Annotated in this window: 37 protein-coding genes; 32 read left to right on the top strand and 5 right to left on the bottom strand. The window is 37.5% G+C overall.

The window, feature by feature from the left end:
* The first annotated feature begins 15 nt into the window (after window positions 1-15).
* Window positions 16-513 carry a GrpB family protein gene (locus tag BMY21_RS05935; RefSeq protein ID WP_218141031.1) on the top strand — a complete coding sequence of 166 codons (498 nt, stop codon included), beginning with the start codon at window positions 16-18 and terminating at the stop codon, window positions 511-513.
* A gap of 16 nt (window positions 514-529) precedes the next feature.
* Here the strand turns inward: BMY21_RS05935 and BMY21_RS05930 are convergent, their stop codons facing one another.
* Window positions 530-1,369: an alpha/beta hydrolase family protein gene (locus tag BMY21_RS05930; protein ID WP_074641766.1), complete on the bottom strand. Its 840-nt coding sequence runs from the start codon at window positions 1,367-1,369 to the stop codon at window positions 530-532.
* Between the two features lie 427 nt (window positions 1,370-1,796).
* Between BMY21_RS05930 and BMY21_RS05925 the strand changes: the two genes are divergently transcribed.
* From BMY21_RS05925 to BMY21_RS05895, 7 genes are all read left to right on the top strand, one after another.
* Window positions 1,797-2,084: a helix-turn-helix domain-containing protein gene (locus BMY21_RS05925; protein WP_143064169.1), complete on the top strand. Its 288-nt coding sequence runs from the start codon at window positions 1,797-1,799 to the stop codon at window positions 2,082-2,084.
* Between the two features lie 63 nt (window positions 2,085-2,147).
* Window positions 2,148-2,618, top strand: coding sequence for a GNAT family N-acetyltransferase (locus BMY21_RS05920; RefSeq protein WP_074641764.1), 471 nt, complete (start codon window positions 2,148-2,150; stop codon window positions 2,616-2,618).
* A gap of 6 nt (window positions 2,619-2,624) precedes the next feature.
* Entirely contained in the window at window positions 2,625-3,227 is a 603-nt protein-coding gene (locus tag BMY21_RS05915) for a class I SAM-dependent methyltransferase (RefSeq protein WP_074641762.1), read from the top strand.
* 19 nt (window positions 3,228-3,246) lie between these two features.
* Window positions 3,247-3,624 (top strand): VOC family protein, encoded by a 378-nt coding sequence (locus tag BMY21_RS05910; protein ID WP_074641760.1) that lies wholly within the window; start codon window positions 3,247-3,249, stop codon window positions 3,622-3,624.
* 8 nt (window positions 3,625-3,632) lie between these two features.
* Window positions 3,633-3,932: an NAD(P)H-dependent oxidoreductase gene (locus BMY21_RS05905; protein WP_074641758.1), complete on the top strand. Its 300-nt coding sequence runs from the start codon at window positions 3,633-3,635 to the stop codon at window positions 3,930-3,932.
* A gap of 26 nt (window positions 3,933-3,958) precedes the next feature.
* The gene (locus BMY21_RS05900; protein ID WP_074641754.1) at window positions 3,959-4,273 is read left to right on the top strand and encodes a TfoX/Sxy family protein; all 315 of its coding nucleotides are present in this window, start codon (window positions 3,959-3,961) and stop codon (window positions 4,271-4,273) included.
* A 24-nt stretch (window positions 4,274-4,297) separates the two neighbouring features.
* A complete protein-coding gene (locus BMY21_RS05895) occupies window positions 4,298-4,846 on the top strand; it encodes an isochorismatase family protein (RefSeq protein ID WP_074641752.1) in 549 nt (182 codons plus the stop codon).
* 5 nt (window positions 4,847-4,851) lie between these two features.
* Here BMY21_RS05895 and BMY21_RS05890 read toward each other — a convergent pair whose 3' ends face one another.
* Together BMY21_RS05890 and BMY21_RS05885 are read right to left on the bottom strand one after the other, a co-directional pair.
* Window positions 4,852-5,160, bottom strand: coding sequence for a type II toxin-antitoxin system RelE/ParE family toxin (locus tag BMY21_RS05890; protein WP_074641750.1), 309 nt, complete (start codon window positions 5,158-5,160; stop codon window positions 4,852-4,854).
* Window positions 5,160-5,423, bottom strand: a complete 264-nt coding sequence (locus BMY21_RS05885; protein ID WP_074641748.1) for a type II toxin-antitoxin system Phd/YefM family antitoxin — start codon at window positions 5,421-5,423, stop codon at window positions 5,160-5,162. The genes BMY21_RS05890 and BMY21_RS05885 overlap by 1 nt, the downstream gene beginning before the upstream one ends.
* Before the next feature lie 140 nt (window positions 5,424-5,563).
* Between BMY21_RS05885 and BMY21_RS05880 the strand changes: the two genes are divergently transcribed.
* The 15 genes from BMY21_RS05880 to BMY21_RS05810 all read left to right on the top strand — a co-directional run bounded on the left by BMY21_RS05880 (window position 5,564) and on the right by BMY21_RS05810 (window position 17,181).
* Window positions 5,564-6,130 (top strand): GNAT family N-acetyltransferase, encoded by a 567-nt coding sequence (locus BMY21_RS05880; protein WP_074641746.1) that lies wholly within the window; start codon window positions 5,564-5,566, stop codon window positions 6,128-6,130.
* 99 nt (window positions 6,131-6,229) lie between these two features.
* Complete coding sequence (locus tag BMY21_RS05875; RefSeq protein ID WP_074641744.1) at window positions 6,230-6,736, top strand: GNAT family N-acetyltransferase; 507 nt, start codon at window positions 6,230-6,232, stop codon at window positions 6,734-6,736.
* Window positions 6,737-6,809: 73 nt separating this feature from the next.
* On the top strand, window positions 6,810-7,703 hold the full coding sequence (locus BMY21_RS05870) for a phosphotransferase (RefSeq protein ID WP_074641742.1): 894 nt from the start codon (window positions 6,810-6,812) through the stop codon (window positions 7,701-7,703).
* Window positions 7,704-7,771: 68 nt separating this feature from the next.
* Complete coding sequence (locus tag BMY21_RS05865; RefSeq protein WP_074641976.1) at window positions 7,772-8,329, top strand: GNAT family N-acetyltransferase; 558 nt, start codon at window positions 7,772-7,774, stop codon at window positions 8,327-8,329.
* Window positions 8,330-8,331: 2 nt separating this feature from the next.
* Window positions 8,332-8,820: a CDP-alcohol phosphatidyltransferase family protein gene (locus BMY21_RS05860; protein WP_074641740.1), complete on the top strand. Its 489-nt coding sequence runs from the start codon at window positions 8,332-8,334 to the stop codon at window positions 8,818-8,820.
* A gap of 52 nt (window positions 8,821-8,872) precedes the next feature.
* Window positions 8,873-9,853, top strand: coding sequence for a phosphotransferase family protein (locus tag BMY21_RS05855; protein ID WP_074641738.1), 981 nt, complete (start codon window positions 8,873-8,875; stop codon window positions 9,851-9,853).
* A gap of 38 nt (window positions 9,854-9,891) precedes the next feature.
* Complete coding sequence (locus BMY21_RS05850) at window positions 9,892-10,584, top strand: MBL fold metallo-hydrolase (RefSeq protein ID WP_074641974.1); 693 nt, start codon at window positions 9,892-9,894, stop codon at window positions 10,582-10,584.
* Window positions 10,585-10,612: 28 nt separating this feature from the next.
* Window positions 10,613-11,299: a zinc dependent phospholipase C family protein gene (locus BMY21_RS05845; protein ID WP_074641736.1), complete on the top strand. Its 687-nt coding sequence runs from the start codon at window positions 10,613-10,615 to the stop codon at window positions 11,297-11,299.
* Between the two features lie 84 nt (window positions 11,300-11,383).
* Complete coding sequence (locus BMY21_RS05840; protein WP_074641734.1) at window positions 11,384-11,701, top strand: ArsR/SmtB family transcription factor; 318 nt, start codon at window positions 11,384-11,386, stop codon at window positions 11,699-11,701.
* A 5-nt stretch (window positions 11,702-11,706) separates the two neighbouring features.
* Window positions 11,707-12,708, top strand: a complete 1,002-nt coding sequence (locus BMY21_RS05835; RefSeq protein ID WP_074641732.1) for a permease — start codon at window positions 11,707-11,709, stop codon at window positions 12,706-12,708.
* A gap of 29 nt (window positions 12,709-12,737) precedes the next feature.
* A complete protein-coding gene (locus BMY21_RS05830; RefSeq protein WP_074641730.1) occupies window positions 12,738-13,181 on the top strand; it encodes a C-GCAxxG-C-C family protein in 444 nt (147 codons plus the stop codon).
* A gap of 3 nt (window positions 13,182-13,184) precedes the next feature.
* On the top strand, window positions 13,185-13,373 hold the full coding sequence (locus BMY21_RS05825) for a hypothetical protein (RefSeq protein ID WP_074641728.1): 189 nt from the start codon (window positions 13,185-13,187) through the stop codon (window positions 13,371-13,373).
* Between the two features lie 20 nt (window positions 13,374-13,393).
* Window positions 13,394-15,766: an excinuclease ABC subunit UvrA gene (locus tag BMY21_RS05820; RefSeq protein ID WP_074641727.1), complete on the top strand. Its 2,373-nt coding sequence runs from the start codon at window positions 13,394-13,396 to the stop codon at window positions 15,764-15,766.
* A 24-nt stretch (window positions 15,767-15,790) separates the two neighbouring features.
* Window positions 15,791-16,756 carry a serine hydrolase domain-containing protein gene (locus BMY21_RS05815; RefSeq protein ID WP_074641725.1) on the top strand — a complete coding sequence of 322 codons (966 nt, stop codon included), beginning with the start codon at window positions 15,791-15,793 and terminating at the stop codon, window positions 16,754-16,756.
* A 23-nt stretch (window positions 16,757-16,779) separates the two neighbouring features.
* Entirely contained in the window at window positions 16,780-17,181 is a 402-nt protein-coding gene (locus BMY21_RS05810; RefSeq protein WP_074641723.1) for a GNAT family N-acetyltransferase, read from the top strand.
* On the opposite strand, the gene BMY21_RS05805 is transcribed toward BMY21_RS05810, so the two are convergent.
* A complete protein-coding gene (locus tag BMY21_RS05805) occupies window positions 17,182-17,469 on the bottom strand; it encodes a DUF5680 domain-containing protein (RefSeq protein WP_177177719.1) in 288 nt (95 codons plus the stop codon).
* A 137-nt stretch (window positions 17,470-17,606) separates the two neighbouring features.
* On the opposite strand from BMY21_RS05805, the gene BMY21_RS05800 reads away from it, so the two are divergent.
* Window positions 17,607-17,978 (top strand): nuclear transport factor 2-like protein, encoded by a 372-nt coding sequence (locus BMY21_RS05800; protein WP_074641722.1) that lies wholly within the window; start codon window positions 17,607-17,609, stop codon window positions 17,976-17,978.
* A 21-nt stretch (window positions 17,979-17,999) separates the two neighbouring features.
* On the opposite strand, the gene BMY21_RS05795 is transcribed toward BMY21_RS05800, so the two are convergent.
* Window positions 18,000-18,191 (bottom strand): GNAT family N-acetyltransferase, encoded by a 192-nt coding sequence (locus BMY21_RS05795; RefSeq protein WP_074641720.1) that lies wholly within the window; start codon window positions 18,189-18,191, stop codon window positions 18,000-18,002.
* A 128-nt stretch (window positions 18,192-18,319) separates the two neighbouring features.
* Between BMY21_RS05795 and BMY21_RS05790 the strand changes: the two genes are divergently transcribed.
* From BMY21_RS05790 to BMY21_RS05755, 8 genes are all read left to right on the top strand, one after another.
* Window positions 18,320-18,796, top strand: coding sequence for an ASCH domain-containing protein (locus BMY21_RS05790; protein WP_074641718.1), 477 nt, complete (start codon window positions 18,320-18,322; stop codon window positions 18,794-18,796).
* An 11-nt stretch (window positions 18,797-18,807) separates the two neighbouring features.
* Window positions 18,808-19,323: a GNAT family N-acetyltransferase gene (locus BMY21_RS05785; RefSeq protein ID WP_074641717.1), complete on the top strand. Its 516-nt coding sequence runs from the start codon at window positions 18,808-18,810 to the stop codon at window positions 19,321-19,323.
* A gap of 10 nt (window positions 19,324-19,333) precedes the next feature.
* The gene (locus tag BMY21_RS05780; protein WP_074641715.1) at window positions 19,334-20,221 is read left to right on the top strand and encodes a class I SAM-dependent methyltransferase; all 888 of its coding nucleotides are present in this window, start codon (window positions 19,334-19,336) and stop codon (window positions 20,219-20,221) included.
* 8 nt (window positions 20,222-20,229) lie between these two features.
* Window positions 20,230-20,691 (top strand): GNAT family N-acetyltransferase, encoded by a 462-nt coding sequence (locus BMY21_RS05775; protein WP_074641713.1) that lies wholly within the window; start codon window positions 20,230-20,232, stop codon window positions 20,689-20,691.
* Between the two features lie 163 nt (window positions 20,692-20,854).
* Window positions 20,855-21,394, top strand: a complete 540-nt coding sequence (locus BMY21_RS05770; protein ID WP_074641712.1) for a DUF1697 domain-containing protein — start codon at window positions 20,855-20,857, stop codon at window positions 21,392-21,394.
* Window positions 21,395-21,397: 3 nt separating this feature from the next.
* Entirely contained in the window at window positions 21,398-21,781 is a 384-nt protein-coding gene (locus BMY21_RS05765) for a VOC family protein (RefSeq protein WP_074641710.1), read from the top strand.
* Between the two features lie 11 nt (window positions 21,782-21,792).
* Window positions 21,793-22,380, top strand: a complete 588-nt coding sequence (locus tag BMY21_RS05760; protein WP_074641708.1) for a GNAT family N-acetyltransferase — start codon at window positions 21,793-21,795, stop codon at window positions 22,378-22,380.
* An 8-nt stretch (window positions 22,381-22,388) separates the two neighbouring features.
* Window positions 22,389-23,225 carry an MBL fold metallo-hydrolase gene (locus BMY21_RS05755; RefSeq protein ID WP_074641707.1) on the top strand — a complete coding sequence of 279 codons (837 nt, stop codon included), beginning with the start codon at window positions 22,389-22,391 and terminating at the stop codon, window positions 23,223-23,225.
* Window positions 23,226-23,315 lie beyond the last annotated feature (90 nt).

The following is a 23,315-nucleotide window of genomic DNA, read 5'->3' as shown; positions in this document are numbered from 1 at the left end:
TGGATGGAGGTAAAAATGGTAATAGAAAAATACAATTCAAAATGGCCCGAGCAGTTTTGTGCGATAAAGGAATTGCTCGAGAATAACACAACAGAATATATTTCAATTGAACACGTTGGAAGTACATCAATTCCCGGAATGAGTGCAAAGCCAATAATCGACATTGATGTTGTTGTTGAAGATGAAGCTCAATTTTTGCGCTTGAAAAATCAACTTGAAGCAATTGGTTATAAGCATGAAGGGGACCGCGGAATTCCTGGACGTGAAGCTTTTGATGATACGAATGTTCCTATTGATATAGAACAACATCTCTATGTGTGTGTAAAAGACAATGCTGAACTCCAGCGGCATTTAAAATTTCGTAACAGGCTCCGGGCCGAACCAGAACTCGTTGAAGAATATAACAAAATCAAAGAAGAGATTCTTTCGAAAGTGGGTGAAAATAACCGTTCAGCTTATGTTGAAATGAAAGAAAAAGAATATAAGTGGTTCTTTGAGAAAGTTCTGGCGTGAAATAAATTTACCGCAGTTATGAAATTACAGCGTCTATAAAAGCTGCAATTTCTTTAATTACAGAAATTCTCCGGCCGAGAAGTCCGTGTTCTGTCGGATATTCAATTTTCTTTTGAATAGCTTTTGTCTGATGGACTTCAAGAAGTTTCCATAATGGCAGAACCATTTCATTGACAGGAGAAACTGAATCATAAGTTCCTGCAAACACAAGAAGATTTTTATCCTTCACCTGTTCAAAAGCATTCGGATGATAGATTCTGTTTTTGTTGATAACTACATCCTCGTAAATTGCATCAATTCCATCAGACTGAAGAATTTTACCTTCTTCCAGAAGAGAACGGAAATAACTTTCTTTTGCACGATTTAAATACCGGGTTGGATCATATGGAGTAAGCATAATGATTCCCTTTATCCAGTCCAGAACCTTTCCTGCATTTAAGGCAGAATTTGCACCCATGCTGTGTCCCAGAAGAAAAATCTGATTTGGATCAACATCATATTTTTCTGCGAATTCTGGAGTATGTGCATACTCTGCAAGGTTTTTAGCATCTTCAATACAATTAGTAATTAAATATTTTCCCTGACTTCCCCAGGCACCCCGGTTATGTGGAACAATTACAACACAACCGATACGGCAAAGCGCATGAGAAATATCATCATTACGGGCAGTTCCCGGAAAACCATGTAACATAATTACACATGGATGTGGCTTTTTTGAATTACTTGAAGGCCACATGATTTCACCATATATATGAGAGTCGTTGCTTACAAAATCAAGAGTAGTGTAATCTGGCAAAGCTGTTGGATCGATATCAATATCATCTTCAAAAAGATTTTCTATTTTTAAGTTAGACATGAGTACTCCTATAAGCTGAATCTTATATATACCTACTAAACTAGTAGGTATATATAAGATAATGTGTAGACATGGATTTGTCAATATTTTATATGGCAAAATTAAAGAGCGTCGCTAATGACAAGATTTGTTTATGATGATATATTGAAAAAATCACAAAGCGTTGAAACGACGCAAAAAGTTGGCTTGTGCCGGCTGATTCTTAATGGAGGTTCAGAGATGAACGCTATGAAATATTACAATTCCACTCTTCTCAAACATAGCAAACATTCGTGGACAGAGTGTCATTGTACTGAACATTCATACCATGAGAATAAATGCTGGCATAAAAACAATTCGTCGAATTGTAAGTCAATTTTTGTAAACGGAGTTTTAGCGTAAGCCTTCCTAAAAGCGTTGGAGCTCCGAAATAAAAGGAGTAATCAACGTGAAAACTACATTTTTAAGACCTGTATTAGACCTGGATGCCACAGGCGCAAAAATCAAAACACTTATGAAACAGCGGGGGATTTCACCTCGCCAGCTGCAGTTAATCCTAAACTTTCCATACGTTCAAACTGTATACAACTGGTTTGCCGGTAAAAACATGACGACTATAGATAACCTAGTTGTACTTGCCCAGATTCTTGGAGTACCGATGGATGAGATTGTCGTTACTACTATGGTAGAGGTTGATATAGAGGAAGAGGAAGGCAGGGAAGTTTTGAGTGCATGAGTTTTTGTCCGGTAAAATTATGTATTGTGAGAAATCTCTGTTATAATATAACAAGAGGCAAAAATGATTGATTACAAAAAGGCTGATTTGAATGAACTTGATGAAATTATAAGATGTCGAATGGAATTTATCCGTGAAGACATTGGACCTCAGACACCAGAAACAGAAGCGACAATCCAATCCCAGCTTCAGGAATATCTCAAAAATCATCTGAACCGCGATTGTTATATTTTTGCAGCGGAGGAAGATAATCGTATCATTTCAATTGCTTTTTTGCTGATTCAGGAAAGGCCTGCGAATCCGAGATTTCCTCATGGCCGAACCGGAAATATTATGAACGTCTATACGGTTCCTGAAAAACGACGCCAGGGAATTGCTGGCAATGTCATCAAGCAGATTATGGATTTTGGCAAAACTCAGAATCTTGATTTTCTCGAACTCAAGGCTGCTCCTATGGGATATCCGCTGTATAAAAAGCTTGGCTTTGAAGATGCCTGCAGTCGTTGTAAGGAAATGAATTTTAAGTGGGAGTAGGGTTAAATGGAATTCCGAAAAATATTTGATACAATTCCGGAAGAGTTTGATAAGTATCGTCCCCGTTATAGCAAAGAACTTTTTGATTCTTTAATTGATTATGCAAAAATAGGACCTGGGAAATCTGTTCTTGAGATTGGGCCAGGAACCGGGCAGGCAACTGATCCGATTCTGGATACAGGCTGCGATTATAATGCGATTGAACTTGGTGAAAACCTTTATGCAAAGATGCATGAAAAATATGGCAAGCGTCCGAACTTTAATATCGTAAATGATGATTTTATTACTCATGATTTTGGTTCAGAAAAATATGATATGATTTATTCTGCAGCAACCATTCAGTGGATCCCGGAAGATATTGCTTTTTCAAAAACCTACAGCCTGCTCAAAGAAGGCGGCACTCTTGCAATGATGCTTGTTTCAGCAGAGTACCGTTCAACGAATGAAGCTTTGTGTGATGATATTCAAAAAGTATATGATCAGTATTTTAAGCCGGAATACGAATACCAGCATAGAAGCTTTCATTACGATAATGCTCCAAATGTTCTTGCCCATGGGAACTGCATTATTTTCAAATATACTTATGTTTTGTATCTGGCGAAGAAATAAAAATCGGGAGGGATATTTTATGATAAAAGGCATACACCATATTTCAATGAAATGCGGAACAGCAGAAGAGCTAGCCAAAGTCCGCGAATTTTATATTGAGCTTCTTGGTTTGAAAATCATACGTGAGTGGGCAGAGGGTATGATGATTGATACAGGCAATGGCCTGCTCGAAATCTTTACAAATGCTGATGGAACTCACTGTCTTGGTGCAATCCGACATATGGCACTTCTTACTGATGACGTTGATGAAATTGCGGCGAAGGTGAAGGCTGCCGGCTACGACCTTTTTATTGAACCGAACAACAAAGATATTCTTTCTGATCCTGTGTACCCAATCCGCATGGCATTCTGCTACGGCCCGCTTGGAGAGCAGGTTGAGTTTTATATGGAGCGATAAGAATAATCATGAAAGCATTTATCGTTTACTGTCATCCGTCTGAGGAATCTTTTACAAGTCACGTGCGCGACTCATTTATCAAGGGAATTATTGATTCTGGAAATGAGTATGTTATTTCTGATTTATACAAAATGGATTTTAAATCAGATATGACAGAGCAGAAATATCTTCGCGATGCAAATTACAGGACTGCGCAGGCAGACTTTATTGTCTTTGACAGCACATCCAGAGAAAATCCACTTCGCGAAAAGAACTGGGATGCGAATCTGAAAAAGGCTTATGAGATTGGAAAAGATTTATTTGCATAAAAAAATACTGATGGAGGACAACCAGGATGAATGAATTTAATGAATATGTTCGTGACTATTTTTCTGAAGCAGGTGATATTGTCATAAAATCTATGATGGGCGGATACCTTGTATATTTTAACGGAAAGCTTGTAGGTGACATTTGCGGTGATGAACTTTTCTTAAAGAGAACTCCGACTTCAGACAGACTGCTTGCAGACTCCGATCTGCGTTACCCGTATGAAGAATCAAAAACTCTGATGCACGTATTTGATAGTTTTGATGATAAGTGTCTGATTCAGGAACTTCTGGAAGGCATGTATGCAGAACTCCCGGAAAAGAAAACTAAGAAAGCAAAATGAGAAAAAGTACTTTAGGAGAACCAAATGTTACTATTAGTTGTAGATACACAGAAGGGATGTTTTAACGAAAGTTTGTATGCATTCGAAACGGTAAAAAACAATATCAAAAAGTTGATTGCTGTTGCGAGAGAAAATAATGTTGAAGTCGCATATGTTCAGCATGATGACGGACCTGGAACCGATCTTGATAAGCTTACAGATAATTATGAAGTGTATGAAGAATTTGCTCCAAGAGCTGGCGAGAAGCGATTTGAAAAAAATGTAAACAGTGCTTTTCATCCCATGACGGGGCTGACATATTATCTGAATTCCAAAGGCGAGAAAGATATTATTACAATCGGAGTTTCAACAGACTATTGCATGGATGCCACAATTAAAAGCGGATTTGAGAGGGGGTTCAATATCTATGTTCCCGCCTACACAAACTCAACCTATGACAATCCCTATTTTGATAAGGAAACAGCCTACAAGTATTTCAACGAATTTATGTGGGGAAGGCGCTACGCAAAGATAATCACAATGGAAGATGCAATCCAGCTTTTGCAGGAATCTGGAAAAGGGAGTCAGAATTAAGAATACTATAAGAATCGTTCTTCATTCCTTCTTGCTGGCTGGATTCTTCGGATTTCCATTACGTTATCAATCACAACATACCAGACAGTATAGTTTCCAACATTTATTCGGCGATATGGATGCTCACGATTTTTAGTTGAAGGCCAGATTGCAAATGATTCAGGGCCATCTTCAAGTCGTTCATAAATTGCTTTCTCAATTTTATTGAGAGTGTTTTCTGCAGCAATTGGATTCTGAAATTCATTTAGAATATAGTTCACGATATCGGTTAAATCTTGTCGTGCTAAAGGAATGAATTTAATTGTATATTCCATTATCTCGCCTTTATCTGCTTTCTAAGAGAGGAGAATACTTCTTCTGCCGAATAACGAGTTGAATCAGTTTTAGCTTGTAAATCAGCTTCATCAAGTTTTGATTCAATGTTATCAGTAAGTCTGTCATACATTTCAAGGCTCATAACAACCATTGAACCATAACCATTTTTTGTAAGGAATACAGGAGCCTGTCGCTCTGCTACCAATGTTTCAATTTCAGAGAATTTATTTCTTAAGTCAGATACCGGTCGAATCTGTGTCATGATATCACCTCTTTAATGAGTTAACTAGATTATCATAATTATATCATTATTTTATCACGTTGTGCAAACAAATATAATTATAGGTGCACTTCTACAGGATAAAAACAAAGGATCGTGGTATAATAGAAAATAGAGATACTATGTTAAAAGATTACGAAATAGATAAACCAATTCTTGAAACGGACAGATTGATTATTCGTGTGCTTAACGAAGCGGATGTACCTGATTTAAAAGAGTGGCTTGGAAGAGATGAGATTTATACATACTGGGGTCGAAAAGCAAGTAAGAATGAGAGAAATCCTGAACTTATGTTTATTGATGCCCGTCCATGGGTAAAAAGAAAACCTTGTCTTGATTTTAATTGGGGAATTGTATTGAAAGAAACCAATAAAGTGATAGGCATGATTGAAGTATTTAATATCCAGAATTTGAGGATAGGAGATATAGGGTATCGTATTCATCCTGAATATTGGAATAAGGGAATTACTACAGAAGCTTTAAAGGAAGTAATACGGTTTATATTTGAAAATACAGAAATTGAGCGTTTAAATGGGAATGCTGATGTTAGGAATATTGCTTCAAATAAAGTTCTTGAGCGGTGTGGTTTCATAAAAGAGGGGACAATCCGCCAAGGCAAAATGGTTTCTGTTTATTGTGACTATAATATTTACGGAATGCTTAGAGAAGATTATGCAAAGATAGACTAAACGATTGCATCGTCTCACTTCATGTTGAGACGGTAGCATTTATGTCACGAGTAACGGACAAAGAGGACAGATGAATATTTAAGTTTAAATGAGGATTGTATGGAAGAAATAAACGATTCAATAGTTATCAAATCAGCTGAAACTGATGAGGAGTTGTGCGGAAGAGGATACGTCCACTGTACTGCATGGCAGGAATCCTATAGAGGCATAGTATGCGACAGATATCTAGACACGATGACTGTAGAGGCTACAACAGCACGTGCCAGGAATTTCCCAGACAATACCCTTGTGGCTAAGGATGGAGATAAAGTCGTAGGATTTGCGGTTTATAGTCCATCGAGAGATGAAGATTTACCGGATGCAGGAGAGGTTGACGCAATCTATGTGCTTTCAGAATACTATGGCCGGAAAGTAGGCTATAGATTAATGAATGAAGCTCTTTCCCGGCTTAGTGAATACAATACCTTTTTTGTGTGGGTGCTCGAAAAGAATGAGCGGGCCATAAATTTTTATCACAAATACGGTTTTGAATTTGACGGATGCAAAAAGGAATGGACTCTTGGCACTCCTGTCTCAATAGTCAGAATGGTAATGAAAAGAGCATAATCTTTTAATTTTACTTACTAATGCAAGTAAATTAACAATCGGTTTATATGCAGTTTCGGATGGACAAGGAATTATGGATGAGTTAATTATAAATATTTGCCGGGCAACTTTTCATGATGAGCCGGCGAAGATCAAACGCTGTTCCGTTGGTTTGGCAAACTATGTATTTATTGTTGAAATAAAGGAAAGTAAATACACCGTTAGGTTAAGCACGGAGAAGAACGCATACAACGATACGGTTCGTCTTTTGGGGAAACTCACGGAAATAGGCATCCCGGTGCCTCGGGTATTGTATTGCGGTAGTTTTGAACAATATGATTACGTCGTTTTATCTTATATTGAGGGAGAAGAACTTTGGGCGGTATATAAGCAACTTACAAAAGAAGATAAAAAGATTCTTGCGAAGGAAATAGTTCACATACAGAGAGAAGTATCTCTTAGGCTTTCAGAACATGTAGAAGATTGGACATGGCTGGATTTTGTTCATGAAATACTTGACAGGGCAAAGGTATTGATTGAAGAAAATGGTTTTTTCGAAACGGAGAAAGTGATTCGTGTAGAGAGTCAAATTCCGATATTGCAGATGTACTTTGAGAAGGTTGAACCAACGCCGTATTTAGATGATGTAACTACAAAGAATCTTTTGGTCAAGGATGGGCATATATCAGGAATTATTGACGTAGACTGGATTGGAGTGGGCGATGTGTTGACTTTTGCAGCGTTGACGTATGTCGCACTCCTGAACATGGGATATGACACTGATTACGTGAGCTTTATTTTGGATGAAATGGATGCCGATGACATTCAGCGCAAGGCGTTCCTTTTTTATTCACTAATGTATTGCGTTGATTTTATGGGAGAAAGAGGAACAAAATATAAAGATAAAGTGGTTGAGGTGAATTTACAAATCATAGACAGATTGAATGATATTTATGACCGGCTTTGGAATGAATGGAGGTCACTTTAAATCGGAATTTTAAAATAGAAGATGCAATCCAGCTTTTACAGGAATCTAAAAAGGGAGTAGAAATTAAAATGCTGAAAGAAACTTTTACTGAAACAATAAATACAGGAAGACTGGTTTTACGAAAATTTGAAAGCTCAGATGTGGAATCTGTTTTTAAGAACTGGGCATCGGATCCTGAGGTTCAGCTTAATTATGGCGAACCTGTATATTCAACTTCCGGGGAAGTGAAAGCCCTGCTTGAAAAATATATTTCCGGGTATGAGCGCGCGAATTATTACAGATGGGCTGTTATTGAAAAACAAAGCGGGGAGTGCATAGGTCAGATTGCTTTCTTCCTTGTTGATACCAAAAACGAATTTGCAGAAATCGAATACTGCATTGGAAGGGCATATCAGGGAAAAGGTTATGCAACTGAAGCCTGCAAGGCAGTTATCCGATTTGGCTTTGAAACAATAGGTCTTCATAAAGTTCAGATTTGCTGCAGACCAAAGAATATAAAATCAAAAAGTGTTATTGAAAAATGCGGTCTGACATACGAAGGAACCCTGCGGGACTATTTCAAAATGCCAGACGGTTCGTTTGAATCCCGCATGTATTTTTCGATTCTCAGAGATGAAATAAAATAAATATGGCAAATATCATAACCGGCAGCAGAATCTTATTCAGCATCGCGACTCTTTTCTTTCCGACTTTCTCGCCTGCGTTTTATGCACTTTATCTGGCAGCCGGGATTACAGACATGATTGATGGAACCGTTGCGCGTAGGACAGGAAAAGCAAGTGAGTTTGGTGCACGACTGGATTCTATCGCCGATATCGTATTTGTTGTTGTATGCCTGATCAAACTGATTCCGGTTGTAAGCATTCCGGTCTGGCTTTATGTCTGGATTGGAATTATTGCACTGATCCGAATCATCAATATTGTTTCTGGCTATATTATGCAGAAACGATTTATAATGCTTCATACAATCATGAATAAGGTAACAGGTCTGCTGCTTTTTGTATTATCGCTAACAGTGCGTTTTGTAGATTTAAAATATACCGCTATTCCTGTTTGCGCGGTTGCAACCTTTGCGGCCATTCAGGAAGGGCATTTTATAAGAATGAATAGATTTTGAGTTTTAGGAGAAGTTAAAAAATGGAAAATAAAACTATAAAAAGGAGAATCTTATGATTATCAGTAAAACAAAATACAATGCTACAGAAGCAGAGATAAAGGAATTGTTTTCATTTCACAAAATAGGAAATGTGATTGATATAACTGCTTTAGGGGCTGGAGAATTTAATTCGGCTTACAAAGTCATCTGTGATAACGGTAATAGCTACGCCTTAAAGATAGCTCCACCTGAGTCTGCAAAAGTTCTTACTTATGAAAACAACATGATGAAATCAGAAGTTTTCTGGTATTTACAGATGCATGAAAAAACAGACATTCTCTGTCCTAAAGTTTATGTATCAGATTTTTCTAAACAAATAATTAAAAGCAACTGTTTCATTATGGAGCTGATGGAAGGAAAGCTTATATGGGAAGCGGGGATTACAGAAAAGGATTACGAAGATATTCAAAAACAGAAAATCTCCATGCTTACAAAAATCCATAGAATATCAAACGATGGATTCGGCTACATTCAGACTGGGCTTGAACCTTCATGGTATGAAGCCTTGAAAAAAATGGCACTAAACCTTGTAAATGATTGTAAAGCCCTTGGTTATGACACTCCTGATGGAGAGAAGTTTGTAAGCTTGATAGATAAACATGAAAAGATTCTCCGCGCAGTCCCTTGCAGAATGGTAAACTTTGATTTCTGGGACAGTAATATTCTTTATAATACTGCGACAAAAAAAATCTGCTGGATAGATCCTGAACGCGGATTCTGGGGTGACCCGGTTGCTGATTTTATAACCTTCGTACCGGGACAAAAAGCACCTCTTTCAACAAAAAAGTATGTGCTTGATGCATATAATGAAACAGCTCAGGAAAAAATCTTTTTGACTGAAGAAACAGAAATCAGATATGAACTTGCAGTTTGTTATCTTGCACTCATTGAAGAAGTAGAAAAATATGTCAGATACGAACCGGATAATCCAACTTATATAAGAAACGCAACCGATTCAAAAGAAATGTTTGAGATGGCGTTTAAGCTTCTTTGAAAAATTCGGAAGAGAAAATTGCAAAGGAAGATTTTATTATGAAAGAAGTTATTAAAATCAATGAAAACACCTGGCGTATTGAAGACGATGGAGTCAGATTTTATCTGCTTTGTGGAAATCAGAAAGCAGCTTTAATTGATACAGGAATGAACTGTCCTGATGCAAAACAGATTGCAGAAGGGCTTACAAAGCTTCCTCTCATTTTGATAAACACTCATGCAGACCCTGATCATATTTCGGGCAACAGCGCTTTTGGTGAGTTTTATATGAGCCCCAACGAAAAAGAAAATCTTCATGCTCATAATAGGCAGGGTAAGATTCTACCCATTCACGAAGGTGATGTTATAGATCTTTGTGACAGAGAGCTTTTGATTATCGATCTCCCTGGACATACTCCTGGCAGCGTTGGAATTATCGATAAAAAGAACCATGTTCTCATAAGCGGTGACAGCATTCAGGACGGTAAAATCTTTATGTTTGGATCAGCGCGAAATCTCAATCAATATATTGAAAGCCTTAAACATCTTTCTAAATACGAAGACCTGTTCGATGAGATTTATCCAATGCACGGAACTTTCCCGGTACATAAGGATTTGATTCCAAAACTGATTCAGGGAGCTCAGTCCATTGTGGACGGAATGGCTCAGGAATATGCTAAGCCTGTAAACATCTTTGGCAATGAAGTGACTTTGTATAATTTTGATTATGCAGGATTCTTGTGTCAAAAATAACAAACTAAAAAGATAAGGAATTTAAAAAATGGCTTCATGGATGGTACATTTAAGAATCGCAGATAAACTCCTTGATCAGTTAAAGGATATTGATGAAACCGCATTTGTAATGGGAAATATTGCACCAGATAGCGGAGTTCCAAATGAGGACTGGACAAAGTTTACTCCTCCAAAAACAGTTTCACATTTCAATGACGGCAAATACAATGCGTCCATCAACATCGACGAGTTTTGTTCCCAGTATTTTAATAAAGAAATCATTAAGACTTATAATAAAAAGCAGTTTTCTTTTTTCCTGGGATATTATGTTCATTTATTATCTGATGTTGAATGGTCTAAGTTTGTTTATACTCCTTTAATTCAGGCACACCCAGAAGAAGCAGCCGAAGATGAACATAAGCTTGTGTGGACCGCAAAGAAAGACTGGTATGATCTTGATTTTCTGTACTTAAAACAACATCCGGATTTTCGAGGCTTTTCAATTTATGAGAATGCAGTAAATTTTGATAATGAGTTTATGCCGATTTTTGCAAAAGATGCCTTTGAAAAAAGAAGACAATACATCTGCTGGTTCTACCGTAATGATGAAAGAGGAGAACTTGAGCGCGAATATAAATATCTGACTCCAGAACAGGCAGAAGCGTTTGTTCAAAATACAGTTGAGAAAATCAAAAGAATTATAATAGAGAACAATCTTGTAAACGATGCGATGTGAAAGTTTAATTAAATTTCATATTGACAATCATCTATGTATAATATAATGTTTTATATATAGATAATTATCTATGTGAGGAAAGCTATGAAAGAATCAGAAATCGCAGTTATCTGTAAAGCTCTGGGTGATGAAAATCGTGTTCAGATTATAAAAATGCTGACAGGTGGAGAATTGTGTGCATGTAAAATTCTTGATGCGTTTAATATTACGCAGCCAACACTTTCTCATCACATGAAGATTCTAACTGACTGCAATCTTGTGAATTCGAGAAAAGAAGGGAAGTGGACATATTATTCGATAAACAACGAAACCTTCTCAAATTTCAAAAATGCTGTTTCTGAGTTTACCTGTAAAACTTCAACAAAGAAAAAAGCTGCCGGCCAGTGCTGCTGCAAGGACTAGTTATTATGGGAACTTTTATTCAGAATCAGATACTTGGAATGTTGTGGCTTAAAACTCTTACCGGGAAAATGCTTACAGCTTTTGGTCTTGATATAGAAAGTCGCATTGGTGGAAGCGTTCACTTTTTTCTTTATGATGTGATTAAAATCACCCTTCTGCTTTTTGTGCTGATTTTTATAATCTCATATATTCAGTCGTTTTTTCCACCGGAGCGAAGTAAGAAAATCCTTTCGCGCTGTAAAGGCTTTCCTGCACGCGTGATTGCGGCTCTTTTGGGAACTGTAACATCATTTTGTTCCTGCTCTTCAATTCCGCTTTTTATGGGATTCACTACGGCGGGACTTCCTCTTGGAGTAACTTTCAGTTTTTTGATTTCTTCTCCAATGGTTGATTTTGCTTCGCTGATTCTTTTGACCAGTATCTTTGGCTGGAAGATTGCGATTGCTTATGTTGTACTCGGTCTTGTTGTTGCAATCGCTGGTGGAACTATAATTGAGCATCTTCATATGGAAGATCAGATTGAAATGTTTCTTACTCCTGTAAAATGCTGCTGTTCATGTTCAAAAGCAAAAACAACTCAGAAACAGAGGCTCGTGTCATCAATGCATTCTGTTACTGATACTCTTAAAAAAGTTTTCCCTTATATTCTTTTGAGTGTTGCTGTGGGCGCTGTAATTCACAATTGGATTCCTGAGAATTGGATTATCAATACACTTGGCGTAAAAAATCCGCTTGGAGTAATTCTTGCGGTGTTTGCCGGCATTCCAATGTATTCAGATATTTTTGGATGTATTTCAATTTCTGAAAGTCTGCTGGCAAAGGGTGCGCTCTTAGGAGTTGTGCTTAGCTTTATGATGGCCGTAACAACATTGAGTTTGCCTTCACTGATTATGTTGAAGAAAGTGATTAAAACAAAGCTGCTGGTAGTTTTTGTTTCAATCTGTGTGACAGGAATTATTCTTGTCGGATATTTCTTCAACGTTTTTCAGACGTTGTTTTTGAATTAAAGAAATTGTTAATATAAAGGAGAAAGAAGATGAATCACAAAGAAAAGGCATTGAATTATTTTTCACAGAAGATGCATTGCTCTCAGTCGGTAATTGCGGCTTTTGCAGAAGAATGTGGAATAACAGAAGCACAGGCTCTGAAGCTTGGCAGCTGTTTTGGTGGCGGTATGCGCAAGGGTGAAGTTTGCGGTGCTGTTACCGGAGCATTGATTGTTCTAGGTCTGCTGTATGGCGAGTCCAAAGTTGATGACGCAGAAGGCCGCCTTGTTTCAATTAAAGTAAATGATTTGATGATGGATCGCTTCAAAGAAAAATGCGGCTCTTATATCTGTAATGATTTATTGGGGTGTGATATAACTTCAGCAGAAGGCCATAAATATTGTTTAGACAATAATCTGTTCACCGAGTTCTGCCCGAAAATGGTTGCTGTCGCTGTTGAGATAGTTGAGGAAATTATTGCCTCACAGGAATAAAATATGTCAAACATGTTCCAGGTCTATCAAAATTATTCAGACTTATACGATGAACTGGTGAATCCCGAAGAAGCTGCAAAAACTATGGGGGCCTTCTTTGGGGACTCAATGAAAAATGATATAATACAAAAGCAGCTAAATGTAATCAAAGAATATACGGGAATATATTATGCGGGTAATGCTGTGAAATAGGCAGCAGAGAGAACGGTGGCATGGGAAACTATATAAAGGCATTTGGAGTTAAGAAACATAATCTCAAAAACATCGATATTTGTATACCTAAAGGAAAATTAACGGTAATTACCGGCGTTTCTGGAAGTGGAAAATCCAGTTTTGCATTTGATGTTTTATATGAAGAAGGAAAGAGAAAATATTTATCCATAACCGAATCTCAGTTTTCTTTGGAGACAAGCAATGATTTTGAACGCATCGAAGGTTTGTCGCCGACAATCGGAGTTGAACAACGTATCATCAGGCAAAGCAATCCCTTAAGTACGGTTGGAACTAAAACAAGATTAACAAATGCTCTGGCTTCTTTGTTTTCAGTAAGCGGAGTTACAGATCCTGAATATGCTGACGGAAAACCATTGTCTGTAGATATGTTTCAGAAGAATTCACCCAATGGTATGTGCCTGCATTGTCTGGGTACAGGCGAAAAAAAGGTATTTGATGAAGAAAAAATATTTGAAGACAGTAATGCTAAATTAAACGCGTTATTATTCGGCTTTTTGGATAGAGGCAAATCACAGAAAAAGTACAGGGCTTTTCTGGAACAAAATGGACTGTCTCCTTCGCAGACACTCGGTGAGCTAACAGATGAGCAATTGCAAAAATTAAAGTACGGTGACCGAAAGGAAAATTTTCCGGGCATTATGCCTTTAATTATGAATGCTTCAAAATATAATTTAATAAGTCAGCGTCAAATAGAAATTATAACGGACGAATATGGGAAAAAGATAATATGTCCACGATGTAATGGCGTTGGATTAAATCAGATTGCGTCGCATACCAGATTGCAGGATAGAACATTTGCAGAAGTGAGCAATATGTCTTTGACTGAGTTGGAAAAATTTTTATTAAGCGTTGAAGATGATAAGAACAAAAAGATTGTGAATGCAATCAGATTAAGAATTCAATATCTGGTTATGCTGGGACTTGGCCATTTGTCAATGTCCAGACCGATTCCGACTTTATCTGGAGGAGAACTGCAGAGACTTTGTATCAGTGCATTCATTATGTCTGATTTTGATTCCTTGACATTTATATTTGATGAACCATCAATAGGCTTGCATGAGCGAGAGAAGGAAAAACTTATTGAGGTTTTGAAAAATATTGTGTCTGCGGGAAATACAGTTATTGTGGTAGAGCATGATCAAAGTATCATTTCGATTGCGGATTATATCGTTGAAATTGGACCTGGAGCCGGAACCGAAGGCGGCGAATTGATTTTCCAGGGCGAATATAAAGATTTTTTAAATTGCAAAAATTCAGTTGTAGCTAAATATTTGAAGGATAGAAATTATTTTATTGAAAATTATAAGCATCAAACGAAAAATGCCCCTACATTACATCACGAAGAGAAACTTAGTATATCTGGTGCAAAAATTCACAACTTAAAAAACGTATCATTGTCGATTCCGTTATATAAACTGGTTGGCATTGCGGGTGTTTCAGGCAGCGGAAAATCAAGCTTGATAGCACATACACTTGTTCCTAAATTAAAAATGCTTATTCGAAATCGTGTCGTACAGAATGAGGATGAAGATATTTATGACTATCCAAGAGAACTTGATGATGTAGAGATTCATGGAACTGAATATATCAATAAGTGTTATGTAATCAATCAACAACCAATCGGACGAACCAAAACATCCAATATTGCTACATATACCGGTGTCTTTGATGTCATTCGAAAATTATTTGCCGAGACAGAGGACGCAAAAAATTTTGGGTTTGATATGAGCTATTTCAGTTTAAATGCTGAAGGCGGTTGTCCAACTTGCGATGGTCAGGGATTTCTGGTTTATAATGTCGGGTTTGGTAATATTAATATGATCTGTGATCAATGCAATGGAACCGGGTACATAGAAGAAGTGCTTGAGGTTAATTACCATAATAAAAATATTGCCGAAGTGCTTGAGATGACTGTAAAGGAAGCATGTGGATTTTTTAAGGATGTTCCAAAAATATATCAGATTTTATATTTACTTGATAAAGTTGGCATGGGATATATCAAACTGGGACAAAAGACAACCACTATATCTGGAGGAGAAGCCCAGAGAATTAAATTAGCAAAAGAATTGGGAAAAAGCAGAAATAAAGATAATATCTATATATTGGATGAACCTACTGTCGGTTTATCACTGAAAGACTCTGAACATCTTATTTATTTGTTGAGAGAAATTTGTAATGCCGGTAATACAGTTATTATTACGGAGCATGATATCGATGTTTTATCCTGCTGTGATTATCTTTTTGAGCTGGGACCCAAAGGCGGAAATGAAGGTGGTTATTTAATTGCGGAAGGAACTCCGAAATCATTAAAAGAGAATTCAAATTCTATTATTGGCGGATATCTAAAGTAAAAAAGTAATGGAGTACAGGTAAATATGTTTGAACTGCCAGAAGGCAAATTGTTGGAAAACGGATTGGATGAGAATCTTATTTATTCAATTGATGATTTCATACAAGCCCGCAAATATCGATTGATGAGAAGTGTTCTTATAATAAAAAATCAAAAAATAGTGTATGAATGGTACGGTGAAAAATGTAATAGAGAAACAAAGCATGCATTACATTCAATAGAAAAAAGTGTCACATCGACAGCCATAGGAATATGTCTTAAAAATAATTTGATTGAAAGCCTCAATATTCCAGTTACTCAGATTTTGCCGGAGTATTTTAATGATGAGGCAAATGTATTTCATAAATTGATTACCTTAAAAACATTACTGACAATGACATCCGGATTTTATTGGAGAAATGGACCTCACTTGAATGACCCGATGCGTGAGCAGTTAAAACGTTCAAAAGACTGGCTGCAAGCAATTGCGGATTTGAATATTGTGGATACACCGAATACAGTCTTTAAATATAAGGTGACAGATATTTATTTGTTGAATGCCTGTATTGAAAGATTAACCGGGAAAACGGTATACGATATATTAAATGAATATATGTTTCCGTATGCTGGAATTGACAGTGACCCTTTTATTATGACGCCGTCCAGTACTGTTTATCATGACTTAACACAGGTAAAAGATTGCATTGAGTTTTCTGCAATCGACCTTGCGAAGTTTGGTCTTCTTTATTTGAATCATGGAAAGTTAAACAACGCTCAGATTATTACGGCTGAATATGTAAATGAAGCTACAAGCTCACATATTGAAAATTATGGTTATTACTGGTGGATTAATGAGGACGGCAGCGGCTACAGGGGACTAGGTCGTGGTGGTCAGGAACTACATGTTTATCCCGAGCATGATATGGTAGTTGTGTTGCAGGCACAGGATTCACCCAGATCGAAATTCTATACTCCGATTATTACAGATGTAATCTTAAAAGCTTTGAAATAGATGAGAGGATGGATTTATAGGAAATGAATTTTAATCCAAGCGAAGAAGAAATCAATTTTGTAAATGACGCGTTGCGAAAGTTCAACGATGAAAAAGTTGGACCGGATAATCATGTTCTTTTGAATATTGTTGAATATGATGAAAACAAAAATGTAATTGCCGGAATCCTTGGCGGTACTTATTGGGGCTGGATGCATATTGATATTCTCTGGGTTGATGAGAAATATCGTAAGCAGGGGCTTGGTGCAAAACTGCTCGAAGCTGCAGAATCAGAAGCAAAAAATCGAGGTTGCCATTCTGTTCATGTTGATACCATGTCCTGGCAGGCTCCTGAGTTCTATAAAAAGCACGGCTACAAAATCATTGGCGAACTGAACGATATTCCTGATGGGAACAAGAAATTTCATTTGATCAAAGATTTATAATTAAACAATAATTCCGCCATGGAAATGTAATTCGTAAATCCTGGTATCCAGATAGAAGATATCTTCGTAGCCCTGGAACCAGGTAAAGTCGCTATTGGTCTGGCAGTGGTAGGTGTAGTCGCCCTGCCGGAAAATGTCTGGACCACGGTATGGCTTATCAGCCGGAACTTCAAAAAGTGCCGCCTTTAGAAAATCTCCAGAGAAGGGCTCACCTGTTACACGGCCGTAGTAATTCATGGACCAGAGCGGGGTATCGTTGCGCCAGATAACTTCTTCACCTAAAATCATATTCACCTCGTTGGTTATAAGGTAACACAGAAAAAGGTTTATTTACACCGCTTTCTGGATACAAAAATGTAACGGCGAAGTGACAAAAATTGTGATTCGAGTTTATAATAAAATCAGTTTGGATATAGATGAATAGCATGAACATTAAATCTTTTTGGAAAGCTGTGATTTCGCAGGACAGAGCAGAGTTACCGTCATATTTTATTGAGGATGCTTCAATTTTTTGGCATTGTACAAACGAACAGTTTAGTGTTGAAGAATATGTAAAAGTGAATTGCGATTATCCTGGAAAGTGGGAAGGCGAAATTGAGCGTTTGGTTGAAAATAAAGATGAAGTAATTTTAGCCGGACATGTTTATTCATCAGATAAAAAAATATCCTGCCATGTTGTGAGCTTTATAAAATTGGTGAATGACAAAATCTCCAGACTGGATGAATACTGGGCAGATGATGGAGAAGCTCCAGGCTGGAGACGTAAAATGAATCTTGGAAAGCCCTTTAAGGCATGACCGTCGACGTATTCTATTAGATTATTTTTTGATTCGCACATAATAGTGCTCGTCATCTTCTTTTACGATGCGGCCACCGTTCTTCTGCATTACCTTTAGAGAGGCTGGATTGTCGCGGTTTACACGAAGATAGAACTCGTCTTCCGGCATATCGCGCACAAAAGCCCATTCTTTTTCGATATCTTCAAGGTTTGCTTTTTTTACATATAACATTTTGTACCCCTCTAGCAGTACTTTATTTATGAACATTTTACCATATTTATTCAGAGTATTAAAACTATGATTATATGATATAATAACTCTAATGCTAGTCTACATGGTAGACTAAGAGGAAAAAAGTTATGAGTACACCTAATCAAGTTTGGAATAATTATTTGAAGTCTCTTGGCGAAGACCCCGCAAAGACAGAAAAAGCCTTTCCGATAGTAGATCATTTTTGTGATGAAAAAGTACAGACAGATAATCTTTATAATTTAGTAATTCAAGGAATAAAACGGGCAACTACAGCAAGTGTAAAAATTTGTGAGTACTATAATGAAGATTTTTCAAAACCTGGGGATTACTGGATACTAACAAATTTTGATGAGACTGAATGTTGCGTATTGCAGACAGTAAAATCAACAATCAAAAAATTCAGTCAAATTACTGAAGAAGACGCATATATCGAAGGTGAAGGTGATAAAACTTTGAAATACTGGCGGGAAGTTCATAAGTCTTTTTTCGAAGAAGAATATAAAAGTCTTGGCTGGAAATTTTCTGAAGACATAGAAGTTGTCTTTGAAGAGTTCAAAGTTGTATATGTTGATACTGTAGCTTAACGGGAAGAATAATGAATTACATAATCGAAACAGAACGTCTAAAATTACGCGAACTCACTTTGGATGATACAGAAAAGCTTGCACTTGTGCTTTCGGATCCACAGTCAATGAGATTTTATCCGCATCCTTTTTCCAGGGAAGAAGTTGAGAACTGGATTAAATGGAATATCGACAATTACAAAAAATATGGCTTTGGCCTTTGGGCTGTGCTTGAAAAAGAATCAGACGAATTCATCGGCGACTGTGGAATCACAATGCAGCAGGTGGAAAATGATTTATTCCCCGAGATTGGATATCATTTAAGAAAAGAATTCCGTGGAAAAGGTTATGCAACTGAAGCAGCCCGTGCCTGTTCAGATTTTGCAAAGAGTAGGGGAATCAAACAGATTATTTCCTACATGAAGTCCGACAATCTTCCGTCCCGCCATGTTGCTGAGCGAAATGGAATGACCTATGTAAAATCTTTTACTAAGACTGTAATGGGAAAAGTTGTTGAAGACGAAGTTCTTTATATGAAAACATTATAGGCGGCTTAGAATGGAAAACTGGGATGATAAGTTTGATTATTTAAAACTGACACGCTCTCTTTATCTGAATATTGACTATCTTCAGTTTCTTATTGAAAAGGTCTGGAAGATTACGAAGAAAGTTGATGTGATAGATTTTGGCTGTGGTTACGGATATCTTGGGCTAGTGCTGATGTCATTGCTACCGAACGGTAGTTCCTACACTGGAGTTGATATTTCTGAAGAACTAATCAATAAAGGAAAAGAGATTTTTAAGGAACTCCCGTTTAATCATAAGTTTATTCTTTCATCAGCAAACAACGTTCCAGAAAAAGATGATACTTTTGACATCGCAATTTGTAATAGCGTTCTGATGCACATTCCTGAACCCGATGCTGTGCTGGCAGAAATGAAACGCATCACAAAAAATGACGGTATGATTATTGCCTGCGAATCAAACTGGAATGCGGTAAACGCCCTTCTTTATATCGATGGCATTAAAAAGAGTAAAATCACAGACCTTGGTTTTCTGCAAATCCTGTTTGAACGCATTCATGAAAAAACAAAAACAGATGGAAATATCGGAATGAAAATGCCTGTCATCATGGCACGGAATAATATCAAAAATATTCAGGCCCGCATCAGTGACAGCGTTCGGATTATTCTCGCAGATGAAAAAAATGAAGATCAGGATTCTATTTACACCTCATTACAATCTGATGGTTTTGGAGAGGAACTTAGCGATGAACAGAAATCAAAGAAAATAAATTGGTTTATGGAACTCGGATTTTCGGAAGAAGAAGCAACCAAATATCTTGAAAAAGAAATCAAACTGAACGAAATCTTCAGAAACCGCGACGAGTTGAATTTGGTTTATGCTGCTGCCATGACTTTCTGTTTTGGTTATGTAAGTAAGTGAGATTAGTGATGGATTTACAAATCAGAAAAGCAATTCCCGAAGATGCAGAAATCCTCATAAAAATTTACAACGATGCATTTTATGAAGATTGTGTTCGCTATGGAGTGTGTCCAGCGTATGGCCGCTCGGTTGAAGAAATGAAAAAATCAATCATCGAAATTTCAAAATATATTGCGTATCATGATTTGACACCGATTGGCGTTATTTCGGTAAAAGATGAAGGAGATGGAGTTTATTATATCGGCTGCCTCTGTGTGATTCCCGAGTTCCAGTGCAAGGGCATAGGTCATCAATTAATTGAGTTTATGAAGACTCAATACAATGACTGGAAAAAGATCGAGTTAATCACTCCAATCGATAAAGAAAAGAATGTAAACTTTTATACCAAGAAATGTGGTTTTAAGATTGATAATGAAGAGATGGACAGCTCTGTAAAAGTTTATCACTTCAGTATGCAGAGGAAATCTTAAGAGGGATATATGAAAAGCAATTGTGAAAATTTTGAAATAATTAAGTTGTAAATTTCTTTTTATTCATATACCTTTTGAAAAGAATATCAGCAACATTTCGGAATTACGCGAAAAGTTAAATTGCATGATAAAAAGTTTATAATAAAGTATGAATAATAGGGAAATGACCAGATACATTGCACTGCTTCGAGGAATAAATATCAGCGGAAAGAATAAAATCTCAATGTTTGAACTGAAAACTGCTTTGATAGAGAAGGGCTTTTCAGAAGTTTCTACTTATCTCAATAGCGGAAATATTATTTTTTCAGATGATGAGGCTGACACAATCGTTCTGACTGATAAAATCAAAACTCTGATTCAAGAAAAGTTTTCTCTCGATATTCCTGTTTTTGTAATTGTCCAGAGCGAACTTAAAACACTGCTGACCAAAGCTCCGACCTGGTGGGGAACTGACAGCAAAGACATTTACGACAATCTGATTTTTACGATTTCACCGTATCGGATTGAAACGGTTGTTGAGAAAATCGGCGAGCCTACTGCAGAACTTGAAACGGTTGAAATCTGCGGGAATGCTGCATTCTGGTCATTTGACAGAAAACAATATGCAAAGGCAAATTGGTGGAAAAAGACTGCTGCCGCTGGAATTGGAGAAATGATCACAATCAGGACAGCGAATACTCTGAAGAAAATTGCGGAGATGTAAGAAATGAAAATTGAGCATATTGCCCTTTATGTAAACGAGCTAGAAAAAGCCAGAGACTTTTTTGTAAACTATCTGAATGGAACTTCGAATGCTGGTTATCATAATCCTAAAACTGATTTTCGTTCATATTTTATTTCTTTTGAAGACGGTGCAAGGCTTGAGTTGATGCACAAACCTGAAATGACTGATAATGAAAAACACTTGAATCGGACGGGATATGCCCATGTGGCATTTAGCCTGGGCAGTAAAGAAAAGGTTGATTCTCTGACAGCAAAACTAAAGTCCGACGGTTATGAAGTTATAAGCGGTCCGCGAACAACTGGCGATGGTTATTACGAAAGCTGTATCGTGGCTATTGAAGGCAATCAGATTGAGCTTACAGAATAAAGAGGATTATTATGACAAATAATAAGCTGGAAATAATTCCGTTACCGAAAGAGCAGTGGAAGGGAACTCAAATTCCCCTCGTAACAAAATCTGATTCTTATTATGATCTTGAAATTTCGCCTTTTGAAAATGACGGCTGTAATATTCGACTGGTGAAAAAGAGTTTTGAAAAGACTGTTGTTCATACTCCAGAAGAATATGATTTTCCGGATGGCCTGTATCAGGATCATTGGGAAAAGGCAGAAGCTTATGGCGTAGTAGGCGATAATGGCAAAATGCTTGCCTGCATAGAAGTATGCCCAGAAGAATGGTCAAACAGATTGATGGTTACAGAGCTCTGGATTACAGAAGAGCTTCGCGGACAGGGGCTTGGAAAACGTCTGATGGACAAAGCAAAAGAAGTTGCCGTGGCACAAGGCCGCCGTGCAATCATTCTGGAAACTCAATCATGCAACACAAACGCGATTGGCTTTTATCTTCATCAGGGCTTTGAACTCATCGGCTTTGATACCTGCTGCTATACAAACGCTGACATCGACCGCAAGGAAGTAAGAATAAATCTGGGCTTCTTTTTTCACAGAAATGGAACCAGAAAGTAGGAAACTAAATGCGAATCATAAATCTTGTAGAAAATGAATCAGGCGATAGCGGCTGCGAGGCAGCTCACGGGCTTTCGTATTATGTTGAAACTGATAATCATAAGCTTCTCTTTGACTCAAGTCCTAGCGAGGTAGTGATTCGTAATGCCCGGATGCTTGGCGTAGATTTGACTGCTGTTGATACAGTGATTTTGAGTCATGGACATTATGATCATTCGGGCGGAATCCTGCCGTTTGTTCACCTTAATCATAAAGCAAAAATTTACATGCAACATAATGCAGGTGGGGAATATTATGCCTTCGACGGGGAAGAGCAGGGCTTCCGTTATATCGGGATTGATAAAAAGATTCTCTCGCTGCCTCAGATTCAGCTTTTGAAAGGTGATACAAAAATTGATGACGAGCTTCAGGTTTTCACTGTTGATAATCGTGCCTTTCCACTTCCTTCTACAAACAAGCGTCTCCGTGAGCTTTGCAACGGACAGTATATACAGGATGAATTTCACCACGAACAGAATCTGCTTTTGACAGCTGACGGAAAGAAAATCCTTTTCTGTGGCTGTGCGCACAACGGCATTCTGAATGTGATGGAAACGCTTGAACGGAAGTTTGGTAGCGCAATGCTCCCAGATCTCGTAATTGGTGGTTTCCATCTTATGAAGCGCACCGAGTTCTCCGAGTCCGACACTTCCGAAGTCACAGAAATCGCAAATCGACTCAAATCCTATAAAGCTCACTTTGCAACCTGCCACTGCACTGGCCTTCCAGTTTTCAATCAGATGAAAGAAATCATGGGCGACCAGTTGAGTTATGTGCGGTCCGGGGATGAAGTAGTTGTTGAATAGCTTATACATATGTTCGATATGATTTTGGAGATTACAGATTCAGCTGAAAAACAATCTATCGCAAGAAAAGTACTTGAAGCTCTTACCGAG

The organism is Treponema bryantii, from assembly GCF_900111035.1.
In the GTDB taxonomy this organism is placed as follows: domain Bacteria; phylum Spirochaetota; class Spirochaetia; order Treponematales; family Treponemataceae; genus Treponema_D; species Treponema_D bryantii_C.
Note: the sequence above shows the minus strand (reverse complement) of the source record. Positions and strands in the feature narration are given on the sequence as shown.

Bases quoted from the DNA above. Each gene is read 5' to 3' on its own strand.
- BMY21_RS05760 (WP_074641708.1), top strand. From the start codon at position 21,793: ATGACAAATAATAAGCTGGAAATAATTCCGTTACCGAAAGAGCAGTGG.
- BMY21_RS05905 (WP_074641758.1), top strand. From the start codon at position 3,633: ATGAAAGCATTTATCGTTTACTGTCATCCGTCTGAGGAATCTTTTACA.
- BMY21_RS05775 (WP_074641713.1), top strand. From the start codon at position 20,230: ATGGATTTACAAATCAGAAAAGCAATTCCCGAAGATGCAGAAATCCTC.
- BMY21_RS05830 (WP_074641730.1), top strand. From the start codon at position 12,738: ATGAATCACAAAGAAAAGGCATTGAATTATTTTTCACAGAAGATGCAT.
- BMY21_RS05855 (WP_074641738.1), top strand. From the start codon at position 8,873: ATGATTATCAGTAAAACAAAATACAATGCTACAGAAGCAGAGATAAAG.
- BMY21_RS05850 (WP_074641974.1), top strand. From the start codon at position 9,892: ATGAAAGAAGTTATTAAAATCAATGAAAACACCTGGCGTATTGAAGAC.
- BMY21_RS05800 (WP_074641722.1), top strand. From the start codon at position 17,607: ATGAACATTAAATCTTTTTGGAAAGCTGTGATTTCGCAGGACAGAGCA.
- BMY21_RS05865 (WP_074641976.1), top strand. From the start codon at position 7,772: ATGCTGAAAGAAACTTTTACTGAAACAATAAATACAGGAAGACTGGTT.
- BMY21_RS05765 (WP_074641710.1), top strand. From the start codon at position 21,398: ATGAAAATTGAGCATATTGCCCTTTATGTAAACGAGCTAGAAAAAGCC.
- BMY21_RS05795 (WP_074641720.1), bottom strand. From the start codon at position 18,191: ATGTTATATGTAAAAAAAGCAAACCTTGAAGATATCGAAAAAGAATGG.
- BMY21_RS05835 (WP_074641732.1), top strand. From the start codon at position 11,707: ATGGGAACTTTTATTCAGAATCAGATACTTGGAATGTTGTGGCTTAAA.
- BMY21_RS05910 (WP_074641760.1), top strand. From the start codon at position 3,247: ATGATAAAAGGCATACACCATATTTCAATGAAATGCGGAACAGCAGAA.
- BMY21_RS05805 (WP_177177719.1), bottom strand. From the start codon at position 17,469: ATGATTTTAGGTGAAGAAGTTATCTGGCGCAACGATACCCCGCTCTGG.
- BMY21_RS05885 (WP_074641748.1), bottom strand. From the start codon at position 5,423: ATGACACAGATTCGACCGGTATCTGACTTAAGAAATAAATTCTCTGAA.
- BMY21_RS05875 (WP_074641744.1), top strand. From the start codon at position 6,230: ATGGAAGAAATAAACGATTCAATAGTTATCAAATCAGCTGAAACTGAT.
- BMY21_RS05755 (WP_074641707.1), top strand. From the start codon at position 22,389: ATGCGAATCATAAATCTTGTAGAAAATGAATCAGGCGATAGCGGCTGC.
- BMY21_RS05770 (WP_074641712.1), top strand. From the start codon at position 20,855: ATGACCAGATACATTGCACTGCTTCGAGGAATAAATATCAGCGGAAAG.
- BMY21_RS05815 (WP_074641725.1), top strand. From the start codon at position 15,791: ATGTTTGAACTGCCAGAAGGCAAATTGTTGGAAAACGGATTGGATGAG.
- BMY21_RS05880 (WP_074641746.1), top strand. From the start codon at position 5,564: ATGTTAAAAGATTACGAAATAGATAAACCAATTCTTGAAACGGACAGA.
- BMY21_RS05780 (WP_074641715.1), top strand. From the start codon at position 19,334: ATGGAAAACTGGGATGATAAGTTTGATTATTTAAAACTGACACGCTCT.
- BMY21_RS05860 (WP_074641740.1), top strand. From the start codon at position 8,332: ATGGCAAATATCATAACCGGCAGCAGAATCTTATTCAGCATCGCGACT.
- BMY21_RS05915 (WP_074641762.1), top strand. From the start codon at position 2,625: ATGGAATTCCGAAAAATATTTGATACAATTCCGGAAGAGTTTGATAAG.
- BMY21_RS05895 (WP_074641752.1), top strand. From the start codon at position 4,298: ATGTTACTATTAGTTGTAGATACACAGAAGGGATGTTTTAACGAAAGT.
- BMY21_RS05820 (WP_074641727.1), top strand. From the start codon at position 13,394: ATGGGAAACTATATAAAGGCATTTGGAGTTAAGAAACATAATCTCAAA.
- BMY21_RS05930 (WP_074641766.1), bottom strand. From the start codon at position 1,369: ATGTCTAACTTAAAAATAGAAAATCTTTTTGAAGATGATATTGATATC.
- BMY21_RS05790 (WP_074641718.1), top strand. From the start codon at position 18,320: ATGAGTACACCTAATCAAGTTTGGAATAATTATTTGAAGTCTCTTGGC.
- BMY21_RS05900 (WP_074641754.1), top strand. From the start codon at position 3,959: ATGAATGAATTTAATGAATATGTTCGTGACTATTTTTCTGAAGCAGGT.
- BMY21_RS05890 (WP_074641750.1), bottom strand. From the start codon at position 5,160: ATGGAATATACAATTAAATTCATTCCTTTAGCACGACAAGATTTAACC.
- BMY21_RS05840 (WP_074641734.1), top strand. From the start codon at position 11,384: ATGAAAGAATCAGAAATCGCAGTTATCTGTAAAGCTCTGGGTGATGAA.
- BMY21_RS05785 (WP_074641717.1), top strand. From the start codon at position 18,808: ATGAATTACATAATCGAAACAGAACGTCTAAAATTACGCGAACTCACT.
- BMY21_RS05825 (WP_074641728.1), top strand. From the start codon at position 13,185: ATGTCAAACATGTTCCAGGTCTATCAAAATTATTCAGACTTATACGAT.
- BMY21_RS05845 (WP_074641736.1), top strand. From the start codon at position 10,613: ATGGCTTCATGGATGGTACATTTAAGAATCGCAGATAAACTCCTTGAT.
- BMY21_RS05935 (WP_218141031.1), top strand. From the start codon at position 16: ATGGTAATAGAAAAATACAATTCAAAATGGCCCGAGCAGTTTTGTGCG.
- BMY21_RS05810 (WP_074641723.1), top strand. From the start codon at position 16,780: ATGAATTTTAATCCAAGCGAAGAAGAAATCAATTTTGTAAATGACGCG.
- BMY21_RS05870 (WP_074641742.1), top strand. From the start codon at position 6,810: ATGGATGAGTTAATTATAAATATTTGCCGGGCAACTTTTCATGATGAG.
- BMY21_RS05920 (WP_074641764.1), top strand. From the start codon at position 2,148: ATGATTGATTACAAAAAGGCTGATTTGAATGAACTTGATGAAATTATA.